The organism is Salinispora tropica CNB-440 (assembly GCF_000016425.1).
GTDB classification, from domain to species: domain Bacteria; phylum Actinomycetota; class Actinomycetes; order Mycobacteriales; family Micromonosporaceae; genus Micromonospora; species Micromonospora tropica.
Map to the genome: position 1 here is coordinate 3,593,499 of NC_009380.1, position 24,809 is coordinate 3,618,307.

Consider the following 24,809-nt stretch of genomic DNA (forward strand, 5'->3'; position numbering starts at 1 on the left):
CAAGCTTGCCAGCGGCCGATCGCAACTTACAGGCGTTTCGGTCGAGATCCGGGATACCCCGGGGATGACCCGGGATGACCCCGACGCCGCCCCGGATCGGCGCAGGCGGAAGGATGGAGGCATGCAGCTTCGCACCGACCTCCGCAACGTCGCCATCATCGCCCACGTCGACCACGGCAAGACCACCCTGGTTGACGCCATGTTGCGGCAGGCTGGCGCCTACGGCGCCCGGGGCGAGGTGACCGAGCGGGTGATGGACTCGATGGATCTCGAACGCGAGAAGGGCATCACTATTCTCGCGAAGAACACCGGCGTGCGGTACGTGCCGGCCGACGGCTCCGACCCGGTGACGATCAACATCATCGACACCCCGGGGCACGCCGACTTCGGCGGTGAGGTGGAGCGCGGCCTCACCATGGTCGACGGGGTCGTGCTCCTGGTGGATGCCAGCGAGGGCCCGCTGCCCCAGACCCGGTTCGTGCTTCGCAAGGCCCTCCGGGCACGGATGCCGATCATCCTGGTCATCAACAAGGTGGACCGACCCGACGCCCGGATCAAGGAGGTCGTGGACGACACCTACGAGCTCTTCCTCGATCTGGACGCCGACGATGAACAGATCGACTTCCCGATCGTGTACGCCTGCGCCCGCGACGGAATCGCCTCCCTCACCCAGCCCGCCGACGGCGCTGTTCCGCAGGACAGCCACAACCTCGAACCGTTGTTCCGCATCCTGCTCGACACCATCCCGCCGCCCACGTACGACGAGCAGGCCCCGCTCCAGGCGCACGTCACCAACCTGGACGCCTCACCGTTCCTCGGCCGGCTCGCCCTCTGCCGGGTCCGGCAGGGCACGATCGCCAAGGGCCAGACCGTTGCCTGGTGCCGCACCGACGGGAGCAGCCAGCGGGTGCGGATCTCCGAGCTGCTGATGACCGAGGGCCTGGAGAGCAAACCGGCCGACTCCGCCGGTCCGGGTGACATCATCGCCGTCGCCGGTATCCCGGAGATCATGATCGGGGAGACGCTCGCCGACGCGGAGGACCCACGGCCGCTGCCGCTGATCACCGTTGACGAGCCGGCCATCTCGATGACCATCGGCACCAACACCTCACCCCTGGTCGGCCGAGCCAAGGGCGCCAAGGTCACCGCGCGGATGGTCAAGGACCGGCTGGACCGGGAGCTGATCGGCAACGTCTCGCTCCGGGTCCTGCCGACCGAACGGCCCGACGCCTGGGAGGTACAGGGCCGCGGCGAGCTGGCCCTGGCCATCCTGGTCGAGCAGATGCGCCGCGAATCCTACGAGTTGACCGTCGGCAAGCCGCAGGTCGTCACCAAGGAGATCGACGGGAAGACCTGTGAGCCGGTGGAGCGGTTGACCATCGACGCCCCGGAGGAGCACCTGGGAGCGATCACCCAGCTGCTGGCCACCCGGAAGGGCCGGATGGAGCAGTTGGTCAACCACGGCACCGGTTGGATCCGGATGGAGTGGCTGGTCCCGGCGCGTGGTCTGATCGGATTCCGCACCCAGTTCCTCACCGAGACCCGGGGCACCGGCATCCTGCACCACGTCTTCGAGTCGTACGAGCCCTGGTTCGGCGAGCTGCGGACCCGCAACAACGGCTCGCTGGTTGCCGACCGGTCCGGCACCGCCACCTCGTTCGCGATGATGAACCTGCAGGAACGCGGCACCCTCTTCGTCGAACCGAGCACCGAGGTGTACGAGGGCATGATCGTCGGGGAGAACTCCCGCTCCGACGACATGGATGTCAACATCACCAAGGAGAAGAAGCTCACCAACATGCGCTCGTCGACCGCCGACGAGACGGAGAAGCTGATCCCGCCCCGCAAACTCTCCCTGGAGCAGGCCCTGGAGTTCTGCCGTGAGGACGAGTGCGTTGAGGTGACCCCAGCCGCGGTGCGGATCCGCAAGGTACTGCTCGACCAGACGCAGCGGGCTCGGGCGACGGCCCGCCGCAAGCACGCCAACTGAGGCTACGCCGGGGCGCCGACACCGCGAGATGCGCGGAGGGCGCCCCGGCGTACCAGCTACCCTCGGTGGGTGATCTTCGTCGGTCTCGACGCGCACCTCGACCGGGTGCCCGGCACCGTCTCGGCCTACCTGGCCCGCCTCGACGCCACCGCCCCCACCTGGATCCGGCACCCGGCCACCACCCACTATGCGGCCAGCACGATGAAGGTGGCGGTGCTGGTGGCGCTGTACCGCGCTCTGGAGGCCGGGCGCCTCGCTTCGGACACCGCCGTACCGGTGCGCAACGAGTTCGACTCGGCCCAGCCCGGCGCGGCCCGGTTCGGCTGCACCCGCCCCGTCCACAACGACGACGACGTCTGGGACCGGCTCGGCGGCACCGCCCCGCTACGCTGGCTGGCCGAACGCATGATTGTCCGATCCAGCAACCTCGCCACCAACCTGCTTCTGGACCAGGTCGGCCTGCCGGCCGTCGCCGACGTCTGGGCCCGGGCCGGGGCCCGGCACAGTGTCACCGGCCGCGGTATTGAGGACTTCGCCGCCCGTGCGGGCGGCATCACCAACCTGATCACCGCCGCCGACCTCGCCGCCCTCCTGCGCGACCTGGCGCTCGGCGCCACCCGGCCCGGTCCACTGGCCACACCGGAGAGCTGCACCGCCATGCTCGAACTCCTCGTCGCTCAGGAACACCGCGAGGATCTCGCCGTCGGCCTGCCCGTCGGCGCCCGGATCGCCCACAAGAACGGCTGGGTACGTGGTGTGCGGCACAGCGTTGGGGTCGTCTATCCCGACGACGCGCCCCCGTACGTCCTCGCCGTCTGCACCACCAACGACGACCCCGACCACAGCCCGGACGAGGACGCCTGTCAGCTCATCGCCGACATCTCCGCCCGCGCCTTCGCCCGACGTCACCAGCTCGGCTGAGCCGGGCCGCCGCCGCTTCGACGGGTGGACCCGCTCACCCCGGCCACGGTGTAGGTCACTCCAGCAAGCGCGCCCGCAAGGCCGTCACCAGTTCGTCGTCCACCCCGAGCCCGTAACGCAGGTACGACCCGAACGACCCGTACACCCGCCGCGCCTCGTCGTACCCGGCGTCGAGGTACTCGTCACGTACCTCCAGCACCGGCCGCACCACGGTGACGTCCAACTCCGGGCTCCGCCGACGCATCGCGGCGAGGAGCACCTCCCGCAGGCTCTCGGTGAGCGCGTTGTTGGCGAGGTAGTCCGCCCGGATCGTGGCCTCGTCCACCCCGAGGGCGTGCAGCAGCACCGCCGTCAACCAGCCGGTGCGATCCTTGCCGGCCGAGCAGTGGTAGAGCAGGGGCAGGCTCGCCGCCTCCGCTGCCAACCGCACCGCCGCACCGTAGCCGGCCCGCGCCGACTCCCCGGTCACGAACCAGCGGTAGATGGATCGCATCGCCGCCGGAGTGCCCTCCTGTGCCAGTTCCTCGTACGCGCTGAGGTCGTGACCGAGCAGCACCGCCGACACGTAGGTGAAGACCGGATGGGCAGCGTCGTGCACCGGCAGGTGCACCACCCGGGGTTCTCCCGGCAGCCGGTCCGGCGGGGCCACCGCCGCCTCCGCGGCGTCCCGCAGGTCCACCACGCAGGCCGGCGTCAGCTTCGCCAGCACCGGTAGGTCCTCGTCAGTCAGCCGTCCCAACGCCGGGGTACGCAGCAGCAACCCCCGGCGTACCCGACGACCCTCCGCACCCACCAGCCCGCCGAGGTCACGTGCGTTGGGCGCGCCCACCAGCGCCAGATCCCGGCCGGTCATGCCGGTGCTCCACACCGCCGGCGGGCACCACTGGCCCGCCCCACACCCGCCTCAATGGTCCACTCGTCCACGCAGCCCCCAATCGCCCGCCGGTCCCCTCCAGGGTGCCCGAGAACGATCACGGCGGTATACCCCGTCACGGCCGGCACCCGCTATGACGGGCCGTTGCGCCGTGGAGTTGGACCCGGCTCCGACGTCGGTCCTCAGCCGCGGATCTGGACCAGGTTCCGACGTCGATCCCGGGACGACTTGACCAGGCTGGCCACCGTCGCCAGCGTCAAGGTACCCAGGATGACCGTCAACGAGAGCCAGATCGGGATGTGCGGGGCCCACCCGACGTGCTCGCCTCCGTTGACAAACGGCAGGCTGTTGTCGGCCAGGGCCTCCAGCACCAACTTGACGCCGATGAAGCCGAGCACCACCGCGAGGCCGTAGCTCAGGTAGATCAGCCGGTCCAGTAGGCCGCCGAGCAGGAAGTAGAGCTGCCGCAGGCCCATCAGGGCGAAGACGTTCGCGGTGAACACCAGGTACGCCTCCTGGGTGATGCCGAAGATCGCCGGGATCGAGTCGAGCGCGAAGATCAGATCTGTCGTACCGATCGCGATCATCACCACCAGCATCGGGGTGAACAGCCGTCGCCCGTGCTCATACGTGGTGAGCTTCGCACCGTCGTAGTCCCGCGAGATCGGCAGCGCCCGACGGCTCCACCGGATCAGAAGGTTCTCGCTGAAGTCGTCCTCATCCGAGTCGCCCTGCCGAACGAGATTGATCGCCGTGTAGATGAGGAACGCGCCGAAGATGTAGAAGACCCAGGAGAACTGGGAGATCAACGCCGCACCGGCGGCGATGAAACCGCCCCGCATCAACAACGCGAGCACGATGCCGATGAGCAGGACCTTCTGCTGGTAGGCCCGGGGCACGCCGAAGCGGGCCATGATGATCACGAAGACGAAGAGGTTGTCCACCGAGAGGCTGTACTCGGTGAGCCAACCGGTGTAGAACTGCCCCGCCGCGCTCGGCCCGGAGAGGAGCCAGATTCCCGCACCGAAGACCAGTGCGAGGGCGACGTAGAAGCCCACCCAGAGACTCGACTCACGCACGCTGGGCTCGTGTGGGCGACGACCGATGATCAACAGGTCGATGATGAGAATCGCGGTCAGTGCGACGAGCGTCCCCGCCCACACCATTCCGGACACGTCCAAGGCTCAACCTCCGGCAGACACGCAACAATCGGCACACCGTACGCCCGGGGAGGGCAGGTGTGCCGATGACGCTGACTATGGTGACTGTCGGAGGTCTCTTCCGCCACCGCCCCTTCCGGAGCGACGACCGACGGGCCGGGTCAATCCACCGGGGGCCGGCGATCGACCGTGCTGACGACTCCATCGCGGGGGAATACTCCCCTCCGCCGCTCATTGTCGCCCACCGTGCGGAGCCACCACACCTCGGGCGGCCGGTGTCCCCCCTCACGTCCGCCAGCTGCCTGGTCACGGCGATGAGGCGGGGCACAGTAAGCGGTGTGCCGGGCACCGGCGCGGGGGTGCGCACTGCGCCGGCCGCTGTCGAGCTGCCCCACGGGAAGGACCGAAGAGCCCGAGGCTGGTGGTGGGCGACTCACCCCACTGTGCGAAGCTGCGCACATGGTGCTCGAAGTTGCATTGATCGACGTACTGCCCGGACACGAGGACGCCTTCGCGGCCGCGTACGCCACGGGACACCCGGTGATCGCCGGTACGCCCGGCTGCCGCTCGGTGCGAATGACCCGCGGAGTCGAGTCCCCATCCCGGTTCGTACTGCTGGTCGAGTGGGACTCGGTCGAGGCGCATGACCAGAACTTTCGCGCCTCCGACCGGTTCATCCGGTGGCGGGAGTTGATCGGCCCGCACTTCGCCACGCCGCCGCTGGTCGAGCACTTCACCGACGTACCGGGCGGACGATGACCGCCCCCGTCCACCAGCGGCCGGATCGGTAGACAGGTGGCCAGGCCGGTCGGCGGGGACCAGACAGTGATCCGGGTACGACGGAGAATGTCGCACCCGCCGCTTACGGTATCCCCGCAGGCGCCGGCCACTGGCCCCGATGCGCTCGGGGGTACCGGGTCCGGTTGGTCGCGCCGTGCCCACCCGAGTGCCTGCTGCCGGGCCCCGTACCCGGCGGTGCGCTCGCCGCCTCAGACACGGGTCACGACACTCCCGCGGCGTCCATCCCGCGCAGCTCCTTCTTCAGCTCCGAGATCTCGTCACGAATTCGGGCGGCCAACTCGAACTGCAACTCCCGCGCGGCCGCGAGCATCTGGCCATTCAGCTCCTGAATCAGCTCAGCCAGCTCCGCACGGGCCATTCCCTCGCGGGCCGGCCCGGCGGCGGCCCGGCTGCGGCTACTACGGGTCTCCTTCACCGGCGCCTTGCCGCGGGAGAGCTGCCGCACCGCTCCACCGACACGGGTGTCGGTCTCCTCCGCCTCCCGGTAGATGTCGTCGAGAATGTCGTGGATCTTCTTGCGCAGCGGCTCCGGGCTGATGCCGTGCGCCTCGTTGTGCGCGATCTGTTTGGCCCGACGCCGGTTGGTCTCCCCGACCGCCTCCGCCATCGACGGAGTGATCTTATCGGCGTACATGTGCACCTGGCCGGAGACGTTACGCGCCGCCCGCCCGATCGTCTGGATCAATGACCGGCCGCTGCGCAGGAAACCCTCCTTGTCCGCGTCGAGGATGGCGACCAGAGACACCTCCGGCAGGTCGAGCCCCTCCCGTAGCAGGTTGATGCCGACCAGCACGTCGTAGTCACCCTTACGGAGCTCCCGCAACAGCTCGACCCGGCGCAGCGTGTCCACCTCGGAGTGCAGATAACGCACCCGAATGCCGTTCTCCAGGAGGTAGTCCGACAGGTCCTCGGCCATCTTCTTCGTCAACGTGGTGACCAGCACCCGCTCATCGCGCTCGGTACGCAACTTGATCTCGTGCATCAGGTCATCGATCTGACCCTTGGTCGGCTTGACCACCACCTCCGGGTCCACCAGGCCGGTCGGTCGGATGACCTGCTCCACGTACTCGCCCTGCGCGTGCTCCAGTTCCCACGAGCCGGGGGTGGCGGAGAGGAAGACCATCTGGCCGACCCGCTCCAGGAACTCGTCGAAGCGCAGTGGCCGGTTGTCGGCGGCGCTGGGCAGACGGAAGCCGTGGTCGATCAGCATCCGCTTGCGGGACGCGTCGCCCTCGTACATCCCGCCGATCTGCGGGATCGTCACGTGCGACTCGTCAACCACGGTGAGGAAGTCGTCCGGGAAGTAGTCGAGTAGGCAGTGTGGCGGGCTGCCGGGCAGCCGGCCGTCGATGTGCATCGAGTAGTTCTCGATGCCGGAGCAGAAGCCAACCTGCCGCATCATCTCGATGTCGTACGTCGTCCGCATCCGCAGCCGCTGCGCCTCCAGCAGGCTGCCCCGCTGCTCCAGCTCGGCCAACCGCTCACCTAGCTCAGCCTCGATGTCACGGATCGCCCGCTCCATGCGCTCGGGCCCGGCGGCGTAGTGCGTGGCGGGGAAGATCAGTAGGTGGTCGACCTCCCGGACCACATCGCCGGTGAGCGGGTTGAGGTAGTAGAGCCGCTCCACCTCGTCCCCGAACAGCTCGATCCGGACCGCCAGCTCCTCGTAGGCGGGAATGATCTCCAAGGTGTCGCCCCGCACGCGGAATGTGCCCCGCTGGAAGGCCATGTCGTTGCGGGCGTACTGAATGTCGACCAGCCGGCGCAGGAGCTGGTCGCGATCCAGCTCCTGACCGGTCACCACCCGGACGGCACGGTCCAGGTACTCCTCTGGGGTACCCAGGCCGTAGATCGCCGAGACAGTGGCGACCACCACCACGTCCCGGCGGGTGAGCAGCGACATCGTGGCCGAGTGACGCAGCCGCTCCACCTCCTCGTTGATCGAGGAATCCTTCTCGATGTAGGTGTCGGTCTGCGGAATGTACGCCTCGGGCTGGTAGTAGTCGTAGTAAGAGACGAAATATTCCACCGCGTTGTTCGGCAGCAGCTCGCTGAACTCCTTGGCCAGCTGGGCGCAGAGTGTCTTGTTCGGGGCCAACACGAGCGTCGGGCGCTGCAACCGCTCAATCAACCACGCGGTGGTGGCGCTCTTGCCGGTGCCGGTCGCGCCGAGCAACACCGTGTGCCGGTCACCACGCCGGACCCGCCGCTCCAGATCGTCGATCGCGGCCGGCTGGTCGCCGGCTGGCTGGAAGTCACTGACGACCTGGAAGCGGCCGTCGAGCCGGGGAATGTCGAGCGCCATGGCCCCACCGTACGCTCGGTGGCCGACACTCCGGGGCGACTACCAACCTTCGATGATCAGCTTCGATGTTCTTGTTGTCGGCCCCCACCTGGAGAGCTACGCTTTTCCGGTAGGCCGCTCGCGGCGGCCGACCGGGCCGGCAACGGGCTCACGACGGCCCCCCACCCCCGGCACGTGGTCGCAGCACCCGCTTCCGGCGTGCGCACCAAACGTGGTCGCGCTGACCGCGCTGACCGGCCGCCGCGAGCGCACATACGCGTCGCAGTCCCCCAGGTTGACCGCGCGGCGCTTCAGCCGGCCGCCGGAAGCGCCCATACGCGTCACCCGCGACCGGCCGACTCCGTTCAACATCCCGTGGAGTCCTCCCCCCGATCCCGCCGATCCCGCCGTACCCCCCGGCATCGGCCCGCGCCCGACAACCAGCCCACCTCGACCGCGTCCGACGACACCCAGACCGGCCAGCTCCCCCGGGTCGCCGGCCGGCGTCGGACCGTCCTCCGTACGCTCGCCGCGGTGGCCCTGCTCGCCGCCGCGGCACTGGTCCTCGGCTTGAGCTGGGTGCCCGACCCGGACGAGCCGTCCCGCCCGCCAACCGCCGACGAGCTGACCCGACTCTCCGCGGTACGGGTCACCAACTACCGCGACCTGCGAGCCGGCGTGAACCTGACAGCGGGGACCGGAGCGGCCCGGATCGACCTGGTCGGCTGGATCGACTGGTCTCGACCGCTGCTCTACCTCGATCTCGGTGGTCCGGGCGCGGGCACGGAGCGGGGTCTGCTCCAGGCGACGCCCGGAGTGATGCTGCTCCGCCCGGCCCCCACCACCCCGGCGCCCCCGTCGCCGGCGCCCCCGCCCCTGGTGCCCCCCACCAACGGGTGGCGGCTGGCCGCCCCGTCCGCCACCGACCGCCTCCAGCCGCTGCTCGACCTGCTCTTCGCGCTCGCCACCGACCGTTCCGACCCACCGGCCGGGGAGACGGCACGGTGGATCGGCAGCGCCGACGACGCAGATGTTCTCGCCGCCCAGCTACCACCGGCCCAACCCGGCGCACCCACCCCACCGGCCACCGAGGTCCGCTGGTGGGTGGATCGGGAGGCGCGGCTACACCGGCTGGAGGCCCGGCTCCCCAACCTCGGCCCGGTCGCCGTACGGCTGAACCGCACCGATCGACCGACGCTTCGTCCGGTGGAGGCCCTCGGTGGACAGCCCGGCACCCCCCGGCCGCTCAGCACCGCCGAACGCCGCCGCCTGACATTGCTCCCCACCCAACTCCGCACCGCGGGCGAGGCGCGCGCCACGCTCACCGCGCTGATCGACTCGGAAGCCAACCTCCATGGGACAGGGTGGGTCAACTGGAGTCGGCGCAGCGCGTACCTCGCAGTGGACGATCTTGACCCCCCGCGCCGACGAATCCTGCTGCGGCACGAACGCGGGCGCACCACTCAAACCGAACTGCCAGCAACCGTCAACGCCGGCGTGGACCCCGTGGAGCCACCGCTTCCCGTCCCCACCGCCGGCTGGAAACCCGCCCCCGACACCGGGCTCGCAGCGCTGCTTGACGCCGCGCTGCGAGCGGCGACCACCCCCGAAGAGGGCACGGCGCGACGGATCCGAGGCGATCGACTGAACGACACCGACCTCGACGTGGTCGAGGTCGCGGCTATCGGCGAGCCGATTCGCTACTGGCTGGACCGATCCGGGCTCCTCCACCGGCTCCAGCTCCCGACGGCGGCCGGGACCTGGGCCCAGGTGGACCTGACGTTCGGGGACAGTGCCGCGAACTGACACCTTCGCCGCACACCGCCCGGGCGGTGACCGTCACGTCCGCCAGGTGGGCGAGCCCACCTGGCGGACGTAGAGGCGAACCGGCCGCGCTGGGTCGGCATTGCCGTGCACCCGTTCCGGCCAGCGTGGCGTATCCCGCCCGGCCTCCGGCAGCCGCGGGAACCCCGCCTCCGCGAGCTGTTCGGTCAACGGCCCGTCCGCGTCATCCAGGCTCGGCACGGTGAGCTGGATGTCGATCACGTCCACCGAGTCGAGTTCCGGAACCGCCGTCGAACCAATGTGGTCAATCCGCAGGTCCGCCGGGGCGACAGCGCGGTGGATCCGGGCGGCCAGCCGCGCGTACTGCTCTGGCCAGGTGGGATCGGCCTCGGCGCGTTCGGGCCGGGGCAGCTGGGCCGCCCGCCGGTCGCGGAGATTGACCGCGTAGGGCAGCAGCCGGTCGGCCCAGAGCGCATCGACCTCGCGGTGTAGTTCGTCGCGGGTTCCGTCGTTGGTCAGCAACACGTCGGCCGCTGCTCGCCGGCGAGCGTCGTCGGCCTGCGCGGCGATCCGCCGCCGTGCCTCGGCCGGCTCCATCCCCCGGTCGCGAGTCAGCCGCTCCAAACGGATCGACAGGGCCGTCTGCACCACGACCACCAGGTGGTACGTGGGCCCGAGCCCCGACTCGACCAGCAGCGGTACGTCGTTGACGACGACCGCACCAGGTGGTGCCGCGGCGACCAGCTCGGCCGTGCGGGTGCGGACCCGCGGATGAATGATCGCCTCCAGGGCGCGGCGGCCCGGTTCGTCGGTGAAGACCAGGGAGCCGAGCGCCGCCCGGTCGAGCGCGCCGTCCGGGCCGAGGACCTGGTCACCGAAGGTGGCCACGATCTCCGCGAGTCCTTCGGTGCCCGGCGCCACCACCTCGCGGGAGAGCCGGTCGGCGTCCACGATCACCGCGCCCCACCCCGCCAGTCGGGCCGCGACGGCGCTCTTGCCGGAGCCGATCCCACCGGTCAGTCCCACCATCAACACCGGACCAGTCAACCGGATCAGCCGCCAGCACACCACACCGGCCCGGCTCACACCGTCGGCAGAAACGGCGGAGCCCCGTCCCGGCGATCAGTCGATCACCGAGACGGGGCCCGTCGTCAGTACCGGCTCCGGGTTCGCCGCGGGGCGGCCCCGAGCCTTCGGATCACTTGCCGCCGGCGAGCTTCTCGCGCAGCGCGGCGAGCGCCTCGTCGGTGGCGAGGGTGCCGGCCGGCTCCTCCGCCTGCCGGCTCGGAGCCGCGGTCGTCGTGGTGGTCGGGCTGGCGGCCGGCGGGTTGGCGGCAGCCTCGGCGTCGGCGGCGCGGGATGCCTGCACCTGCTTCTGGTGGGCCTCCCAACGCAGACGCGCCTCGGCGTACTGCTGCTCCCAGGTCTCGCGCTGCTTCTCGTAGCCCTCGAGCCACTCGCCCGTCTCGGGGTCGAAGCCCTCGGGGTAGATGTAGTTGCCCTCGGCGTCGTAGGTCGCCGCCATGCCGTAAAGGGTCGGGTCGAAGTGCTCCTCGCCCTCGACGAAGCCCTCGTTGGCCTGCTTGAGCGACAGCGAGATCCGGCGACGCTCCAGGTCGATGTCGATGACCTTGACCATGACCTCGGAGCCGACCTGGACGACCTGCTCCGGGATCTCCACGTGGCGCTCGGCCAGCTCGGAGATGTGGACCAGACCCTCGATACCGTCGTCCACCCGGACGAACGCGCCGAACGGCACCAGCTTGGTGACCTTACCGGGCACGATCTGCTGGATCGCGTGGGTGCGGGCGAACTGACGCCACGGGTCCTCCTGGGTCGCCTTCAGCGACAGCGAGACCCGCTCACGGTCCAGGTCGACGTCGAGGACCTCGACCTCGACCTCCTGGCCCACCTCGACCACCTCGGACGGGTGGTCGATGTGCTTCCAGGACAGCTCGGAGACGTGCACCAGGCCGTCCACGCCGCCCAGGTCAACGAAGGCGCCGAAGTTGACGATCGAGGAAACAACGCCCTTCCGGACCTGCCCCTTCTGCAGCTTGTTGAGGAACTCGGTACGCACCTCAGACTGCGTCTGCTCGAGCCAGGCCCGGCGGGACAGGACCACGTTGTTGCGGTTCTTGTCCAGCTCGATGATCTTGGCCTCAAGCTCACGGCCGACGTACGGCTGGAGGTCACGCACCCGGCGCATCTCGACCAGGGAGGCCGGCAGGAAGCCGCGCAACCCGATGTCGAGGATCAGGCCACCCTTGACCACCTCGATGACCGAGCCGCGGACCACACCATCCTCGTCCTTGATCTTCTCGATCGTGCCCCAGGCGCGCTCGTACTGCGCCCGCTTCTTCGAGAGGATCAGCCGCCCCTCCTTGTCCTCTTTCTGGAGAACAAGGGCCTCAATGTGGTCACCGACCGAGACGACCTCGGCGGGGTCCACGTCGTGCTTGATCGACAGCTCCCGAGAGGGGATGACGCCCTCGGTCTTGTAGCCGATGTCGAGCAGGACCTCGTCCCGATCGACCTTGACGACGGTTCCTTCGACAATGTCGCCGTCATTGAAGTACTTGATGGTCTCGTCGATCGCGGCGAGGAAGGCCTCTTCGCTTCCGAGATCGTCGACGGTGACCTTGGTGGCGCTCGAGGGGGCCTCGATGCTGCTCGTCATGTGGGCGGTTGCTCCGGTCGGATGGTTGTCATCACGGATGTGAGCCGCGGTGACCTGTTCGCGCAGACGGACCCGCCGCCGGACACACCGAACGATCACTGCGCGGGATCATGATGTGGCTCCGTCGACCGCGCACCTGCTCCCTACCGAGGCACACGATCCGCGAGCGCATCGTCTAGCCTACCCTCTGCATTACCACAGCGTGCAAGCCCTCCCATCCGCTCGCCATCGCGCCACCTGCAAAAGCGGAGAATCGTCGAATAACGCACCCGGCCTGTCACCCAAGTCACACTGTTCCCACCGGCACCAGACCAGCGGAGGCGCCCTGCCAGCACCGAGGCCACGCCTCGCCAAGACCACGCTTCCGCCGCCGGCTGGTCACGTGGCGGGCCGCTCGGCGACGAAGATGGCGGTGCCCGGGATCAGCCGGCCCCGCAACGGGCTCCACTGACCCCAGGTTTCCTCGTGCCCCGGCGGCCATTCCGGTTCCACCATGTCGCGCAGAACGAAGCCGGCGGCGGTCAGGTCCCGGATCCGATCGCCGACGGTACGGTGCGCCTCGATGTAGGTCGGCACTCCCGCCACGTCCTCTTCCACGTAGGGACGGCGGTCGAAGTAGGAGTGCACCGCGACCAGGCCGCCCTCACCGGCGTCGTCCAAGAAGACCCAGCGCAGCGGATGGGTAACCGCAAAGACCCAGGCCCCGCCGGGTCGCAGCACCCGAAACACCTCGCGCATCAGCGCCGCCGAGTCCGCGACAAACGGAACCGCACCGAACGCGGAGTGCACGGTGTCGAAGACACCCGCCCCGAACGGCAACGCCAGGGCATCGGCCTGCACGAGTGGCACCCGCACGCCCGAGCGCTCGGCGGCCAGCCTGGCCTGCCGCAACATCCCGGCGGACAGGTCGAGAGCCGTCACCCTTGCCCCCTGCCCGTCCAGCCAACGGGAGCCCGCGGCCGCGCCACAGCCCAGTTCCAGGACCCGAGTCCCGCCAACGGCACCGAGCAGCCCCGCCTCCGCCTCCCGTAGCCCCTCGGGACACCACACAAGATCAACATCCCCGAGGAACGCACCGTGCTCCTCCTGATAGCTGTCTGCGTCGTGATCCCACCACCGTCGGCTGGCCGCCCGCCCCTCAGCCACTGACACCACACGTCGGGTGATCGCCGGTCCGGACTGCTGCATCCGCCCAACGGTACGGATCGTGGCACCCACACGCACAGCGGCCGTCGTTTTCGTCCAAGACCGGACGGTGCCGGCTGCCTAACATGGGCGGCACGCTCCACCACGGCGCGTCGGCCGGGCGCTACGGCCGCTCGATCGACATGGCGACGCTCGTCGCCGACACATGGGAGCACGAGACATGCGTGAGCTGGTCTACACCGGGTTCATCTCGCTCGACGGCGTCCTGGACTCCCCCGGCGGCGGCCCGGGCGAGGAGCACCGCAGCCGCGGCTGGGTATTCAAGGACATCGAATTCTTACCCGAGGCCTTCTCCCTCAAGGGCGAGGAACTCGAGGAGACCTCGGCACTGATGTTCGGCCGCCGAAGCTACGAGGCGTTCGCCCCGATCTGGCGCGACTCGGACGACCACGCCGACTACCGGGAACTGCCCAAGTACGTCGTCTCGGCCGCGCTACCCGACGACGCACTCGTCCCCGGGTGGGGACCGACGACGGTTCTGCGATCGACCGACGAGGTCGTCGAGCTCAAGAAGGGCGAGGGCGGCGCGATATTCATCCACGGCAGCGCGGAACTCGCCCGACGGCTGTCCGACGCCGGGTTGATCGACCGGTACCACCTGCTCTGCTTCCCGCTCCTACTCGGTGCCGGAAAGAGCCTGTTCAGCACTGCGGACAAGGCCAAACAGGTACTGCGCCTCCGGGACTCCGCGGCCTATCCGAACGGTGTCGTCAAGCTGCTCTACGATGTCGTCCGCTAATTCAGGTCCAGGGCGATCGGGCCGCCAGCGCCCTCGCGCAGTTGCCGCGCCGTACGGCCCACGTACCGGCGCAGCGCTCGGGCCAGGTGCGGCTCGTCAACGTAGTCGAGCCGAGAGACGACATCGGCCACCGGGGTGGCGGCAGCCAGGAGCGCCGCGGCCTCGCGTACCCGTTCGACCTGCCGCACGGCGCCCTGGGTGAGCCCGGTCGCCGCTCGAAATCGACGTTCGACGGTACGCTGCGAGACCGGTGGCCGGTGGCCTCGGCGGACCGCGGTGACGATCGGGTCCCGGACGACGGCTCCCGTGCGGACCAGGCGGTCCACCAGGGCCTCGGCGTCGTCCGGACCGGGTGTCTCCCAGCGGACGCCAGCCAGCCGGAACGTCCGGCGGGTGGTGTCGGGAAGCTGGGTGCCGCCGTCCACAAGAGCCGGCGTCGGTAGGACCCGCAGCGACGTACCCACGGCGAAGTCGATTCCGACGAAGCGCGCGCCCTCCGGCACCGGCGCGATGTCGGTCTTCGTCTCGGGTCCGGTGACGGCCGCGTACCAGGTGCCCTGCCGCTCCCAGAACACCAGGCCCCAGCAGGCCGTCGCTACCGAGGTCATCTCCGTGGCACCCGCACTCGTTCCGGTCCATACGGCCTCGATCCAGGATGAGTCGGACGAGCGTGTCTGGAGCCGTAGAGCCACCGGAAGAGGATAGAGGACCGCACTCGCTGACCCACCCGGACCTGCACAAGGCGAACCGGAGCACCGCCGTCGGGGCCGTTTCCGCAGGCCCGGCCCGGGTATCTCGGGGAGGAGCTGGCTGGAGGGGAGGTCGTGTGCCGTGAGCCGTCGGAACGACCCGCAACAGACGTACCGAGAGTTCACCGCGGCGGTGAACATGCGCCCCGGTGAACTCTCGAAGTGGCTGGAAACCGAGAAGTCCAAGCATGTGGGCTGGCGAAGAAGGGGCGATCAGAGCGGCGAGACGGTCGGCCACCGCTCCGGCCGACGGATCCTCGACCTGCTCCGGCGTCGACGGGGCGACCTCTCCGAGGACGACTACCGGCACATGCGCAAGGTTGTCGGCTATGTCCGCCGGCACATGGCGCAGCGGCCCAGCGGCGACGTTCGGGACACCCGATGGCGGTACTCGCTGATGAACTGGGGGCACGACCCGAGCAAGGGCCCGCTGCCGCCACCGGGTGGTCCGTCCCGCAAGGCGCTACAACGACACGGTGCCCCGCCCAAGGAACGCCGAGGCCCAGGCCGGTAGCGGGTCGCTCAGTGGTCGGCGCTGTTCCAGTCCCGCCCGTCGCCGACCGACACCTCCAGCGGCACGGACAGCGGGAACGCCCCGCCCATCTCCCGCCGGACCAACGCCTCCAGCGCCTCCCGCTCCCCGGGGGCCACCTCGAAGACCAGTTCGTCGTGCACCTGGAGCAGCATCCGGGAACGCAGCCCGGCCTCGCGCACCGCTGCGTCGACGTTCATCATCGCCACCTTGATGATGTCGGCGGCAGAGCCCTGGATCGGGGCGTTGAGCGCCATCCGCTCGGCCATCTCCCGCCGCTGCCGGTTGTCGCTGACCAGGTCGGGCAGGTAGCGGCGACGGCCGAGGACGCTCTCGGTGTAGCCGTCGCGGCGAGCCCGGGCCACCACCTCCTGCAGATAGTCGCGCACCCCACCGAAACCGGCGAAGTAGGTCTCCATCAGCCCGCGCGCCTCCTCGGCGGTGACGCCGAGCTGCTGGGAGAGGCCGAACGCGCTCAGCCCGTACGCCAGGCCGTAGTTCATCGCCTTGATCTTGCGCCGCTGGTCGGCGGTGACCGCCTCCACCGGCACCTGGAAGACCGACGAGGCGGTGGCGGCGTGGAAGTCGAGGCCCGAGTTGAAGGCGTCGATCAGAGCCTCATCCGCGGACAGGTGTGCCATGATCCGCATCTCGATCTGGCTGTAGTCGGCGGTGAGCAGGCATTCGTACCCCGTGCCGACCACGAACGCCCGGCGGATCCGCCGCCCCTCCTCGGTGCGGATCGGAATGTTCTGCAGGTTCGGCTCGGTGGAGGAGAGCCGGCCGGTCGCCGCCACGGTCTGGTTGAAGGTGGTATGAATTCGACCGTCGTCGGAGACCGACTTGAGTAGCCCGTCGACCGTGGTCTTCAGCTTCGCCACGTCTCGGTGGCGCAGCAGGTGCCCGAGCACCGGGTGCGGGTTCTGCCCGTACAGCCACTGCAGGGCGTCCGCATCGGTGGTGTAACCGGTCTTGATCCGCTTGGTCTTGGGCAGGCCCAGCTCGCCGAAGAGGATCTCCTGCAACTGCTTCGGGGAGCCCAGGTTGAACTCACGCCCGACCGCCTCGTACGCACCCTGCGCGGCGGCCTTCACCTCGGCGGCGAAGTGCGCCTCCAACTCGGACAAGTACTGCGTGTCAGCGGCGATGCCGGTGCGCTCCATACCCGCGAGAACCCGCATCAGCGGCAGCTCCACCTCAGCCATCAGCCGGGCCGACTGCTCACCATCGCGAGACAACTCCGCGTCGATCGCATCGGCGAGGTCGAGGGTAGCCCGAGCCCGCAGCATCAGGTTCTGCTCGGCCTCACCGTCATTGCCCAGGCCATCGAGGGTGAGCTGGCCAGTTTCCGGCAGGTCCACCCGCAGCTCCCGGTGCAGGTACCGCAGGGCCAGGTCGGTCAGGTCGTAGGAGCGCTGATCGGGCCGGGCCAGGTAGGCGGCGATCTGCGTGTCCCTGGCGATGCCCTGGATCGCGCACCCGCGCGCGGCGAACGCGAGCACCGCCGGTTTGCTGTCGTGCAGCACCTTCGGTCGGCTCACATCGGCCAGCCACCCCGCCAGGGCATCCTCGTCGGCGGCGTCGAGTCGGCCGGGGTCGAACCACGCCCCGGCCCCGGCGGCGGTTGCCAGCGCCATGCCGGTCACATCGGCGAGGTGCCGCCGGTTGGGCCCGGTGTCGAGCGTGACGGCGAGGCCGACCGGCGTGCCTGGTGTCGCGTGCGCGCCCAGCCATGCGGCGAGTGCCCCCGGCTCGACGAGGAGCTCACCGGCCAGGTCGAAACCCGCCTCGGCCTCCGGCTCAACAGCGTCCAGGTACTGGTAGAGCCGATCCCGAAGGATACGGAACTCCAGCGTGTCGAAAACCTGGTGCACCGCCTCCCGGTCCCAGCCGGCCCAGCGCGTCTCCTCCGGTGACAGGGGCAGATCCAGGTCGGCGACCAGGCAGTTGAGCTCGTGATTACGAATCACGTCGGCGAGTCGCTCCCGAAGACTCGCCCCGGCCTTGCCCTTGATCTCGTCGGCCCGGGCAACGACACCCTCGACCCCACCGTAGGCGGTGATCCATTTGGCGGCGGTCTTCGGGCCGACGCCCGGAACGCCGGGCAGATTGTCGCTGGTCTCGCCAACCAACGCGGCGAGGTCCCGATAGTGCTGCGGAGGTACCCCGTACTTCGCCGTCACCGCAGCCGGGTCCATCCGGGCCAGGTCCGAAACGCCCTTTCGGGGGTAGAGAACAGTGACATCGTCGTCGACAAGTTGGAAGGCGTCCCGGTCACCGGTGGTGATCAGGACCGCCATGTCCTGATCACGGGCCTGACGGGTGAGCGTGGCGATCACGTCGTCCGCCTCGTAGCCCGCCATCTCCACCGCCGGGATGCGCAACGCCGCCAGGATCTCCTTGACCAGGCTGACCTGACCCTTGAAATCTGTCGGGGTCTCGCTGCGGCCGGCTTTGTACGCCGCGTACTTCTCGGTGCGGAAGGAGACTCGGGAGACGTCGAAGGCCACGGCGATGTGCGTTGGCTGCTCGTCCCGGAGAACGTTGATCAACATGGAGGTGAAGCCGTAGACCGCGTTGGTCGGTTGCCCCGTCGTGGTGGAGAAGTTCTCGACCGGCAGGGCGAAGAATGCCCGGTAAGCCAGGGAGTGTCCGTCAACGAGGAGTAGGCGCGGCTTCGTGGCTGTCACGGTGGCGACTCTAGTCCGTACCGCCGACAGAGCTGGGCGGCGGCACCGGCAAGCCCAGCTCGAAAGTGCCCCGACCCGCTGCGACGAGACCGGCGGCCGGTCGTCCCGGGGTGGGACGACCGGCCGCGTGGGCAGCGACGCCGATCAGGCCACGCCCAGGTACGCCTCCTTGACCGACGGGTCGTGCAGCAGATCCTGGCCGGACCCCTCCTTGACGATTCGGCCGGTCTCCAACACGTACCCCCGGTGCGCACGGGAGAGTGCCTGCTGGGCGTTCTGCTCCACCAGGAGGATCGTGGTGCCCTGCTGGTTGATCTCCAGAATGATGTCGAAGATCTGCTGAATGATCATCGGAGCGAGCCCCATCGACGGCTCATCCAGCAGCAGCAGCTTCGGCCGGGCCATCAACGCCCGCCCGACCGCGAGCATCTGCTGCTCGCCGCCGGAGAGCGTTCCCCCCAGCTGACGACGCCGCTCCGCCAACCGCGGAAACAGCTCGAAGACCCGCTCCAGGTCGGCGGCGATCCCGGCGCTGTCCCGACGGGTGTACGCCCCCATGTCGAGGTTGTCCAAGACGGTCATGCCCGGGAAGATCCCACGCCCCTCGGGCGCCTGACAGATGCCCCGCCGGACTCGCAGGTCGGCCCGGAGATTGGTGATGTCCTCACCGTTGAACCGGATCGCCCCCTCGCCCACCGGCCGAAGTCCGGAAATCGCCCGCATGGTGGTGGTCTTGCCCGCACCGTTCGCGCCGATGAGGGCGACCACCTCACCCTCGTTCACGTACAGGCTGATCCCGTGCAGCGCCTCGATCCGGCCGTACCGGAGGGTCAGATCGTTAATCTCAAGCAGCATCTGCGGGCTCCCCCAGGTACGCCGCGATCACCTTCGGGTCGTCCCGCACGTCCGCGGGAGCCCCCTCAGCGATCTTCTTACCGAACTCCAGCACCACGATCCGGTCGGTGACCCCCATGACGAGGCGCATGTCGTGCTCGATGAGCAGCACCGTGAAACCGCGATCCCGAATCTTGCGGATCAGGTTGAGAAGCTCCTCCTTCTCCGCCGGATTGAAGCCGGCGGCCGGCTCGTCCAGGCAGAGCAGCTTCGGCTCGGTCGCCAACGCCCGGGCGATCTCCAACCGACGTTGGTAGCCGTACGGCAGATTGCGCGCCAGATCGTTGGCGCGGTCGTCAATGCCGACGAACCGCAGCAGTTCGGATGCCTTACGCGCGCCGGCACGCTCCTCGAGCGTGTGCCGGGAGATGCCGAACACCTGGGCCGAGGTGCGGCGGATCCGCTGCCAAAGCCGCTCCGGCCAGTAGGTCGAATCGACTGTGGGCAGCTCCTCCGGCTTCGGCTTGACCCGGTACAGCCGGAACAGTGCACCGATCACGCTGGTGCGGTGCTGGGAGTCAGCACCAACCAGCACGTTCTCCAGCGCGGTCATCTCCGGGAAGAGCCGGATGTTCTGGAAGGTCCGGGCGATTCCCAGCTGGTTGATCCGGTGCGGCTTCCGTCCGCTGACCTGCTGCCCATCGAACCGCACCTCACCGGAGGTTGGCCGGTAAACCCCGGTCATCGCGTTGAAGCAGGTGGTCTTACCTGCCCCGTTCGGACCAATGAGCCCGAGGATCTCACCCTTGTACAGGTTGAAACTCAGGTCGTCCAGCGCCACCACGCCGCCGAAGCGGAGCGTGACCCCGTCCACTTCGAGCAGCACCTCGGGCTTCGCCGCGTCCTCGGGCGACGTCATCTGCTTAGGCAACATTAACCGGAGCCTCCTTCGCCCTGTCCTGCAGCTCGCGCGTTCGCCGCCGACTCGGCAACAGACCCTGCGGGCGCAGCAGCATGATGAGCACCAATGCTAGGCCGAAGGCAAGGACCCGGTACTCCGCGAAGTCGCGGAACCGCTCGGGCAGGTACGCGAGCAGGAACGCGCCGAGCGCCACCCCCGCCATGTTGCCGGAGCCACCCACCACCACCATGGCGACGAACAGGATGGAGAGCTGGACGTTGAAGGTCTCCGGCTGGATGAAGGTCGACCGGCTGGCGAAGAGCAAACCGGAGAACCCACCCAGGGCGGCACCGATGGCGAACGCCCACAGCTTGAACTTGAACGGGTAGACGCCCATCACCGCGGCGGCGTCCTCGTCCTCCCGGATGGCCAGCCACGACCGCCCCACCCGGCTGTGCTCCAGCCGCCGGACCAACAGGACCATCAGCAGCACCACGCTCAACGCCAGCCAGTACCAGGGCTTGATGTCCAGCAGCCCAAAGAACCTGTTGTCAGCCGAAGGCGGCCCCTCCGGGCCCGGAATGCCGGGCACACCCTGCGCCTCGCCGGCCCACGCCGAGTTCTTCGCGACGATCCGGATGATCTCGCCGAAGCCCAGGGTCACGATGGCCAGGTAGTCACCCCGAAGCCGCAGCGTCGGCCAGCCGAGCAGGACGCCCGCGACCAGGGAGAAGGCCAACGCAATCGGGATGCAGATCGCCCACCCGATTGCCCAGTCCTGGGAGAGGCCGAACTGCTCCTGCAACGCCCGCACGACCGGTGACTCGGCCGAACCGAACAGCGCCACACTGTAGGCGCCCACCGCGTAGAAGCCGACGTAGCCGAGGTCGAGCAAGCCGGCCAGCCCGATCACGACGTTGAGTCCGATCGCCACCAGAACGTAGAGGGCGCAGACGAAGAGCACCCCAGCCCAGTTGGCGCCGGCATCGATCGAGTCGGTCCGGAACCAGTCAAGCCCCGGAATGATCAGGTTCGTCCCCGGGATGTCGCCGAGGAACGGCAGGTAGTAAAGGAAAGCAATGCCCGCGAGCAGCGTCAGCCAACGCTGCCAACGGGGCAGGGCACGCCACCGGTCGCCCATTCCCCCCAGAACGTGTCGGCGCCGCTCGTTGAAGTGTCGTAGTGCCTCTGTCATGCCCTCGCCTTTCCGAGAGACTCACCGAGCAGGCCGGTCGGGCGGAAGATCAGCACCACCACGAGCACCACGAAGGCGGCAACATCCTCCCAGGTGGATCGGGTCAACGTCGCCGCGTACACCTCGATGACCCCGAGTAGCAGGCCACCGAGCAGCGCGCCACGGAGGTTGCCGATACCACCGAGCACCGCCGCGGTGAACGCCTTCAGCCCGACCACGAAGCCGATGTCGAACTTGGTGATCCCGTACCGCATGTTCCACAACAGGGCCGCGGCGCCCGCCATCAATCCACCCAGGACGAAGACCAGCATGATCACTCGGTCCTGGTGCACCCCCATCAGCGCGGCGGTGTCCGGGCTCTGTGCCACGGCCCGCACCCCGCGTCCGTACCGCGTCCGGTTGATGAACTGGTCCAACCCGTAGAGCATCAGGAGGGCGGAGAGCACCATGATGATCTGTACGTTGGTGATGTCGGCACCCGCCACCGAGAGCACTGTCTCCTGCTTCAGCAGCGGCGGAATCCCGATCACGAGTCGGTTCTCGGTGAATCCACGCCCCGAGAAGAACCCTGCCATCCACAGCGCGAAGATCTCCACCAGGACGAGCGAGAGCCCGATGGCGGTGATCAGGAAGATCAGCGGCGGCGCGTTCATCCGGCGTAGTCGCCGGTAGGCGACCCGTTCGACGGTGAGTGCGGTGGCACCCGAGGCCAGCGCACCGACCACCAGACCGATGAGCAGGTAGACGATCGCCATCCCGATCGGCGGGTTGTCGGCCACCCCGAGCAGCGACCAGGTGCCGAGGATCGCGAAGGTACCCACCATGAAGATCTCAGAGTGCGCGAAGTTGATCAGACGGAGCACACCATAGACGAGCGTGTACCCCAGGGCGACGAGGGCATAGATCGCCCCCTTGGACAAGCCGTCAACAGTGTGCTGAGCGAGGTCGCCGAATAAGGCATCGAAGTTCACGGGTTTCTCCCCTTTGGCACCGTTGCGCGGCCGGGGAAAGCCCCGGCCGCGCAACGGTCATCCTGGCTCAGCTGAGCTTGATCTCCTGCTGGGCCGTGATCTCACCGCCCTTGATCTCGTAGGCCCAGATCACCACCCGGGACTCGTCCACGTCACCGCTGTCGGCGAACTTGAGGGACTTCGAGACCCCCTCCTTGTCGTAGGAGTCGACCCACGCCAGCAGATCCTCACGCGTGGTGTTGCCCTCGGCCAGACCCTCGATCAACACGTTCGCGGCGTCGTAGCCCTCGGCACCGTAGGAACCCGGAGGCCCGCCGTACTCCGCTTCGAAGTCGGCGCTGAAGGTGCCACCGGCCTTGTCCGGCGGCAGGCACGGGCAGGTCACGATCACACCCTCGGCGCTGGCCCCGGCGCCCTCCGGGAAGGACGGGTCGTAGAGACCGTCGAAGCCGAGGAAGGTCGTCGTGATGCCGGCCTCCCGCAGCTGCTTCACCAGCGGAGCCGCCTCGTTCGTGTAGCCGCCGTACGCGATCGCGTCCGGCGCGGCAGCCTTGATCTTCGAGATGGTGGCGGCGAAGTTGACCTGCTTCTCCTGCACCTGGTCGGTGCCGCCCGCCAACGCACCGAGGGCCTTGGTCAGCTCGTCGGCGATGCCGGCGCCGTAGGTGGTGCCGTCATTGATCACGAAGACCTTCTTGGCCTGCACCACGTCCCGGAAGTAGACGGCGGCGGCGGCGCCCTGGATGGCGTCGTTACCGACCACCCGGTGGAACACCTTGTTACCGCCCGCGGTCAGCTCGATCGCCGTCGCCGAGGGGCTGACCATCACCATTCCGGCCGCCTCGTAGACCGCCATCGTCGCCTTGCTCTCACCGGAGAACGCGCCACCGATGACGCCCAGGAAGGACTCGTCGCCGGTGACCTGGTTCGCGACCGGCGTGGCCTGGGTCGGGTCGCCCTGGGTGTCGAACTCCTGCAGGGTCACCTCGCAGTCCGGGTTCGCCTCGTTGTGCTGCTTCACCGCAAGCAGTGCGCCGTCGCGCGACGGAATCACCAGACCCGAGTTCGGGCCGCTGAAGGCACCGAAGATGGCGATCTTGCCACCGCAGTCACTGCTGCCGGCGGTGTCGTCCTCCTCCGCCTGACAGCCCGCCGCGGCAATGAGGGCTGCCGACAACCCAATGGCGCCGAGCGCCCGTACGTACTTACGCCTCACGGCTATAGACCTCCTCCAGTTGCAGGAGTTCCGGGCGCACCCGAGGCAGGCGACCGCACCAGTACGGCAGCCTCCTCACCTCGATGTGAGCCCGCACACCTGCTACGGCTCGTGATGGCGGATCGTACTGGGTCGATAAACGCTCCCGGAAGCCCTCGAAGCCACGCTTGTCAAACCGTTACGAATACAAGCGCCAATACGGCCCGAACCTGAAACGTCCTTCACTGCTGACCCAAGGTTCCGAGCGCACCGGCTGTGACCAGCCCTTTCAGCCGCCGCCAGCAACACCGGCATCAATCAAAGCGGCGGGAGTGCGCAAACAACCGCGGCGCTTGTTTCGCACCCGGGGCGCGCCCCACACGTACGGGCACCATGGCGGAGCCCGCTCTGGCCGCAGCTACCTTCGGGGCAACGAGGACACCCCTACGGGTTTTGTCAAGGGGAAATCGGGCTGCGCTGGGGTGAGGAGCCGGGCAGCACAGCGGTGTGTCGGATCTGCTGTGGGATGACGTGAGGTGCTTCTTCGACCCCTGATCTGGTGGGGTCACTGCCGGATGCGCGTCCCTGATGTCGAGGGCGTTCATCCCGGCCGGGCCACCCCACCGTGGGGCTAGCCAAGAAGGTAGGCGGGGACTGACCGGACCTACTGGGCCGGACGAGCCACCTCGCCCCCGGCGGTCTCCTGGAGGATCCGCTCGGCAACCTCTTTCATCGTCATCCGGTGGTCCATCGCGGTGCGCTGGATCCACTTGAAGGCTTGCGGCTCGGTCATCCCGTACGTGGTCATCAGCGCGCCCTTGGCCCGCTCGACGATCTTGCGTACCTCCAGCCGGTCGGTGAGGCCAGCGACCTCCGCCTCCAGGGCGGCGACCTCCGAGTAGCGCGACAGCGCAATCTCTACTGCTGGGACCAGGTCGCTCTTCTGGAAGGGCTTGACCAGGTACGCCATCGCGCCGGCCGCCCGCGCCCGCTCCACCAGGTCCCGCTGGCTGAACGCGGTCAGGATGATGACCGGAGCGATCCGCTCGCCGGCGATCCGCTCGGCAGCGGCCAGCCCATCCATAATGGGCATCTTGATGTCGAGGATGACCAGGTCCGGCTTCAGCTCCTTGGCGAGCCGGACGGCGGTCTCACCGTCACCGGCCTCTCCGACGACCGCATAGCCCTCCTCGACGAGCATCTCGGCGAGATCCAGCCGGATGAGCGCCTCATCCTCGGCGATCAGCACCCGCCTGCGCTCGGCGTCCGTCTGCGTCTCGGCCACGAGCAACTCCCACCAGT

The 24,809-nt window shown here is 68.7% G+C and carries 20 protein-coding genes; 6 read left to right on the top strand and 14 right to left on the bottom strand.

Translation table 11 applies throughout. The features are described 5' to 3' along the window. Positions 1-121 precede the first annotated feature (121 nt). Together typA and STROP_RS15690 are read left to right on the top strand one after the other, a co-directional pair. Positions 122-1,990, top strand: coding sequence for a translational GTPase TypA (gene typA / locus STROP_RS15685; protein WP_026275080.1), 1,869 nt, complete (start codon positions 122-124; stop codon positions 1,988-1,990). Between the two features lie 69 nt (positions 1,991-2,059). Continuing rightward, positions 2,060-2,911: a serine hydrolase gene (locus STROP_RS15690; protein ID WP_012014344.1), complete on the top strand. Its 852-nt coding sequence runs from the start codon at positions 2,060-2,062 to the stop codon at positions 2,909-2,911. Positions 2,912-2,966: 55 nt separating this feature from the next. Here the strand turns inward: STROP_RS15690 and STROP_RS15695 are convergent, their stop codons facing one another. Together STROP_RS15695 and STROP_RS15700 are read right to left on the bottom strand one after the other, a co-directional pair. Then, on the bottom strand, positions 2,967-3,764 hold the full coding sequence (locus STROP_RS15695; protein ID WP_012014345.1) for a tyrosine-protein phosphatase: 798 nt from the start codon (positions 3,762-3,764) through the stop codon (positions 2,967-2,969). A gap of 203 nt (positions 3,765-3,967) precedes the next feature. Then, entirely contained in the window at positions 3,968-4,966 is a 999-nt protein-coding gene (locus STROP_RS15700; RefSeq protein WP_012014346.1) for a TerC family protein, read from the bottom strand. 438 nt (positions 4,967-5,404) lie between these two features. On the opposite strand from STROP_RS15700, the gene STROP_RS15705 reads away from it, so the two are divergent. Continuing rightward, positions 5,405-5,704, top strand: coding sequence for an antibiotic biosynthesis monooxygenase family protein (locus tag STROP_RS15705; RefSeq protein WP_026275082.1), 300 nt, complete (start codon positions 5,405-5,407; stop codon positions 5,702-5,704). A gap of 241 nt (positions 5,705-5,945) precedes the next feature. Here the strand turns inward: STROP_RS15705 and uvrB are convergent, their stop codons facing one another. Beyond that, a complete protein-coding gene (uvrB, locus tag STROP_RS15710; protein WP_012014348.1) occupies positions 5,946-8,051 on the bottom strand; it encodes an excinuclease ABC subunit UvrB in 2,106 nt (701 codons plus the stop codon). 354 nt (positions 8,052-8,405) lie between these two features. Between uvrB and STROP_RS15715 the strand changes: the two genes are divergently transcribed. Further along, positions 8,406-9,836: a hypothetical protein gene (locus STROP_RS15715; protein ID WP_043535421.1), complete on the top strand. Its 1,431-nt coding sequence runs from the start codon at positions 8,406-8,408 to the stop codon at positions 9,834-9,836. A 33-nt stretch (positions 9,837-9,869) separates the two neighbouring features. Here STROP_RS15715 and coaE read toward each other — a convergent pair whose 3' ends face one another. From coaE to STROP_RS15730, 3 genes are all read right to left on the bottom strand, one after another. Continuing rightward, positions 9,870-10,850: a dephospho-CoA kinase gene (gene coaE, locus STROP_RS15720; RefSeq protein ID WP_187151630.1), complete on the bottom strand. Its 981-nt coding sequence runs from the start codon at positions 10,848-10,850 to the stop codon at positions 9,870-9,872. A 163-nt stretch (positions 10,851-11,013) separates the two neighbouring features. Continuing rightward, a complete protein-coding gene (gene rpsA / locus STROP_RS15725; RefSeq protein WP_018830529.1) occupies positions 11,014-12,594 on the bottom strand; it encodes a 30S ribosomal protein S1 in 1,581 nt (526 codons plus the stop codon). 279 nt (positions 12,595-12,873) lie between these two features. Further along, the gene (locus STROP_RS15730) at positions 12,874-13,683 is read right to left on the bottom strand and encodes a class I SAM-dependent methyltransferase (protein ID WP_012014352.1); all 810 of its coding nucleotides are present in this window, start codon (positions 13,681-13,683) and stop codon (positions 12,874-12,876) included. 178 nt (positions 13,684-13,861) lie between these two features. On the opposite strand from STROP_RS15730, the gene STROP_RS15735 reads away from it, so the two are divergent. Beyond that, positions 13,862-14,440, top strand: coding sequence for a dihydrofolate reductase family protein (locus tag STROP_RS15735; protein ID WP_012014353.1), 579 nt, complete (start codon positions 13,862-13,864; stop codon positions 14,438-14,440). Here STROP_RS15735 and STROP_RS15740 read toward each other — a convergent pair. Then, on the bottom strand, positions 14,437-15,132 hold the full coding sequence (locus tag STROP_RS15740) for a helix-turn-helix domain-containing protein (protein WP_026275084.1): 696 nt from the start codon (positions 15,130-15,132) through the stop codon (positions 14,437-14,439). The two genes, STROP_RS15735 and STROP_RS15740, sit on opposite strands and share 4 nt — an antisense overlap. A gap of 139 nt (positions 15,133-15,271) precedes the next feature. On the opposite strand from STROP_RS15740, the gene STROP_RS15745 reads away from it, so the two are divergent. Continuing rightward, positions 15,272-15,703, top strand: coding sequence for a DUF3140 domain-containing protein (locus STROP_RS15745; RefSeq protein WP_012014355.1), 432 nt, complete (start codon positions 15,272-15,274; stop codon positions 15,701-15,703). A gap of 8 nt (positions 15,704-15,711) precedes the next feature. Here the strand turns inward: STROP_RS15745 and polA are convergent, their stop codons facing one another. The 7 genes from polA to STROP_RS15780 all read right to left on the bottom strand — a co-directional run bounded on the left by polA (position 15,712) and on the right by STROP_RS15780 (position 24,792). Then, on the bottom strand, positions 15,712-18,411 hold the full coding sequence (polA, locus tag STROP_RS15750; protein ID WP_012014356.1) for a DNA polymerase I: 2,700 nt from the start codon (positions 18,409-18,411) through the stop codon (positions 15,712-15,714). Between the two features lie 144 nt (positions 18,412-18,555). Next, on the bottom strand, positions 18,556-19,266 hold the full coding sequence (locus tag STROP_RS15755) for an ABC transporter ATP-binding protein (protein WP_012014357.1): 711 nt from the start codon (positions 19,264-19,266) through the stop codon (positions 18,556-18,558). Then, positions 19,256-20,179, bottom strand: a complete 924-nt coding sequence (locus tag STROP_RS15760; protein ID WP_012014358.1) for an ABC transporter ATP-binding protein — start codon at positions 20,177-20,179, stop codon at positions 19,256-19,258. The genes STROP_RS15755 and STROP_RS15760 overlap by 11 nt, the downstream gene beginning before the upstream one ends. Beyond that, on the bottom strand, positions 20,169-21,341 hold the full coding sequence (locus STROP_RS15765; protein ID WP_012014359.1) for a branched-chain amino acid ABC transporter permease: 1,173 nt from the start codon (positions 21,339-21,341) through the stop codon (positions 20,169-20,171). Before STROP_RS15765 ends, STROP_RS15760 begins: the two co-directional genes overlap by 11 nt. Further along, positions 21,338-22,312 (bottom strand): branched-chain amino acid ABC transporter permease, encoded by a 975-nt coding sequence (locus STROP_RS15770; RefSeq protein ID WP_012014360.1) that lies wholly within the window; start codon positions 22,310-22,312, stop codon positions 21,338-21,340. The genes STROP_RS15765 and STROP_RS15770 overlap by 4 nt, the downstream gene beginning before the upstream one ends. A 67-nt stretch (positions 22,313-22,379) precedes the next feature. After that, a complete protein-coding gene (locus STROP_RS15775) occupies positions 22,380-23,528 on the bottom strand; it encodes a branched-chain amino acid ABC transporter substrate-binding protein (RefSeq protein ID WP_012014361.1) in 1,149 nt (382 codons plus the stop codon). Between the two features lie 643 nt (positions 23,529-24,171). Then, positions 24,172-24,792 (bottom strand): ANTAR domain-containing response regulator, encoded by a 621-nt coding sequence (locus tag STROP_RS15780; protein ID WP_012014362.1) that lies wholly within the window; start codon positions 24,790-24,792, stop codon positions 24,172-24,174. Positions 24,793-24,809 lie beyond the last annotated feature (17 nt).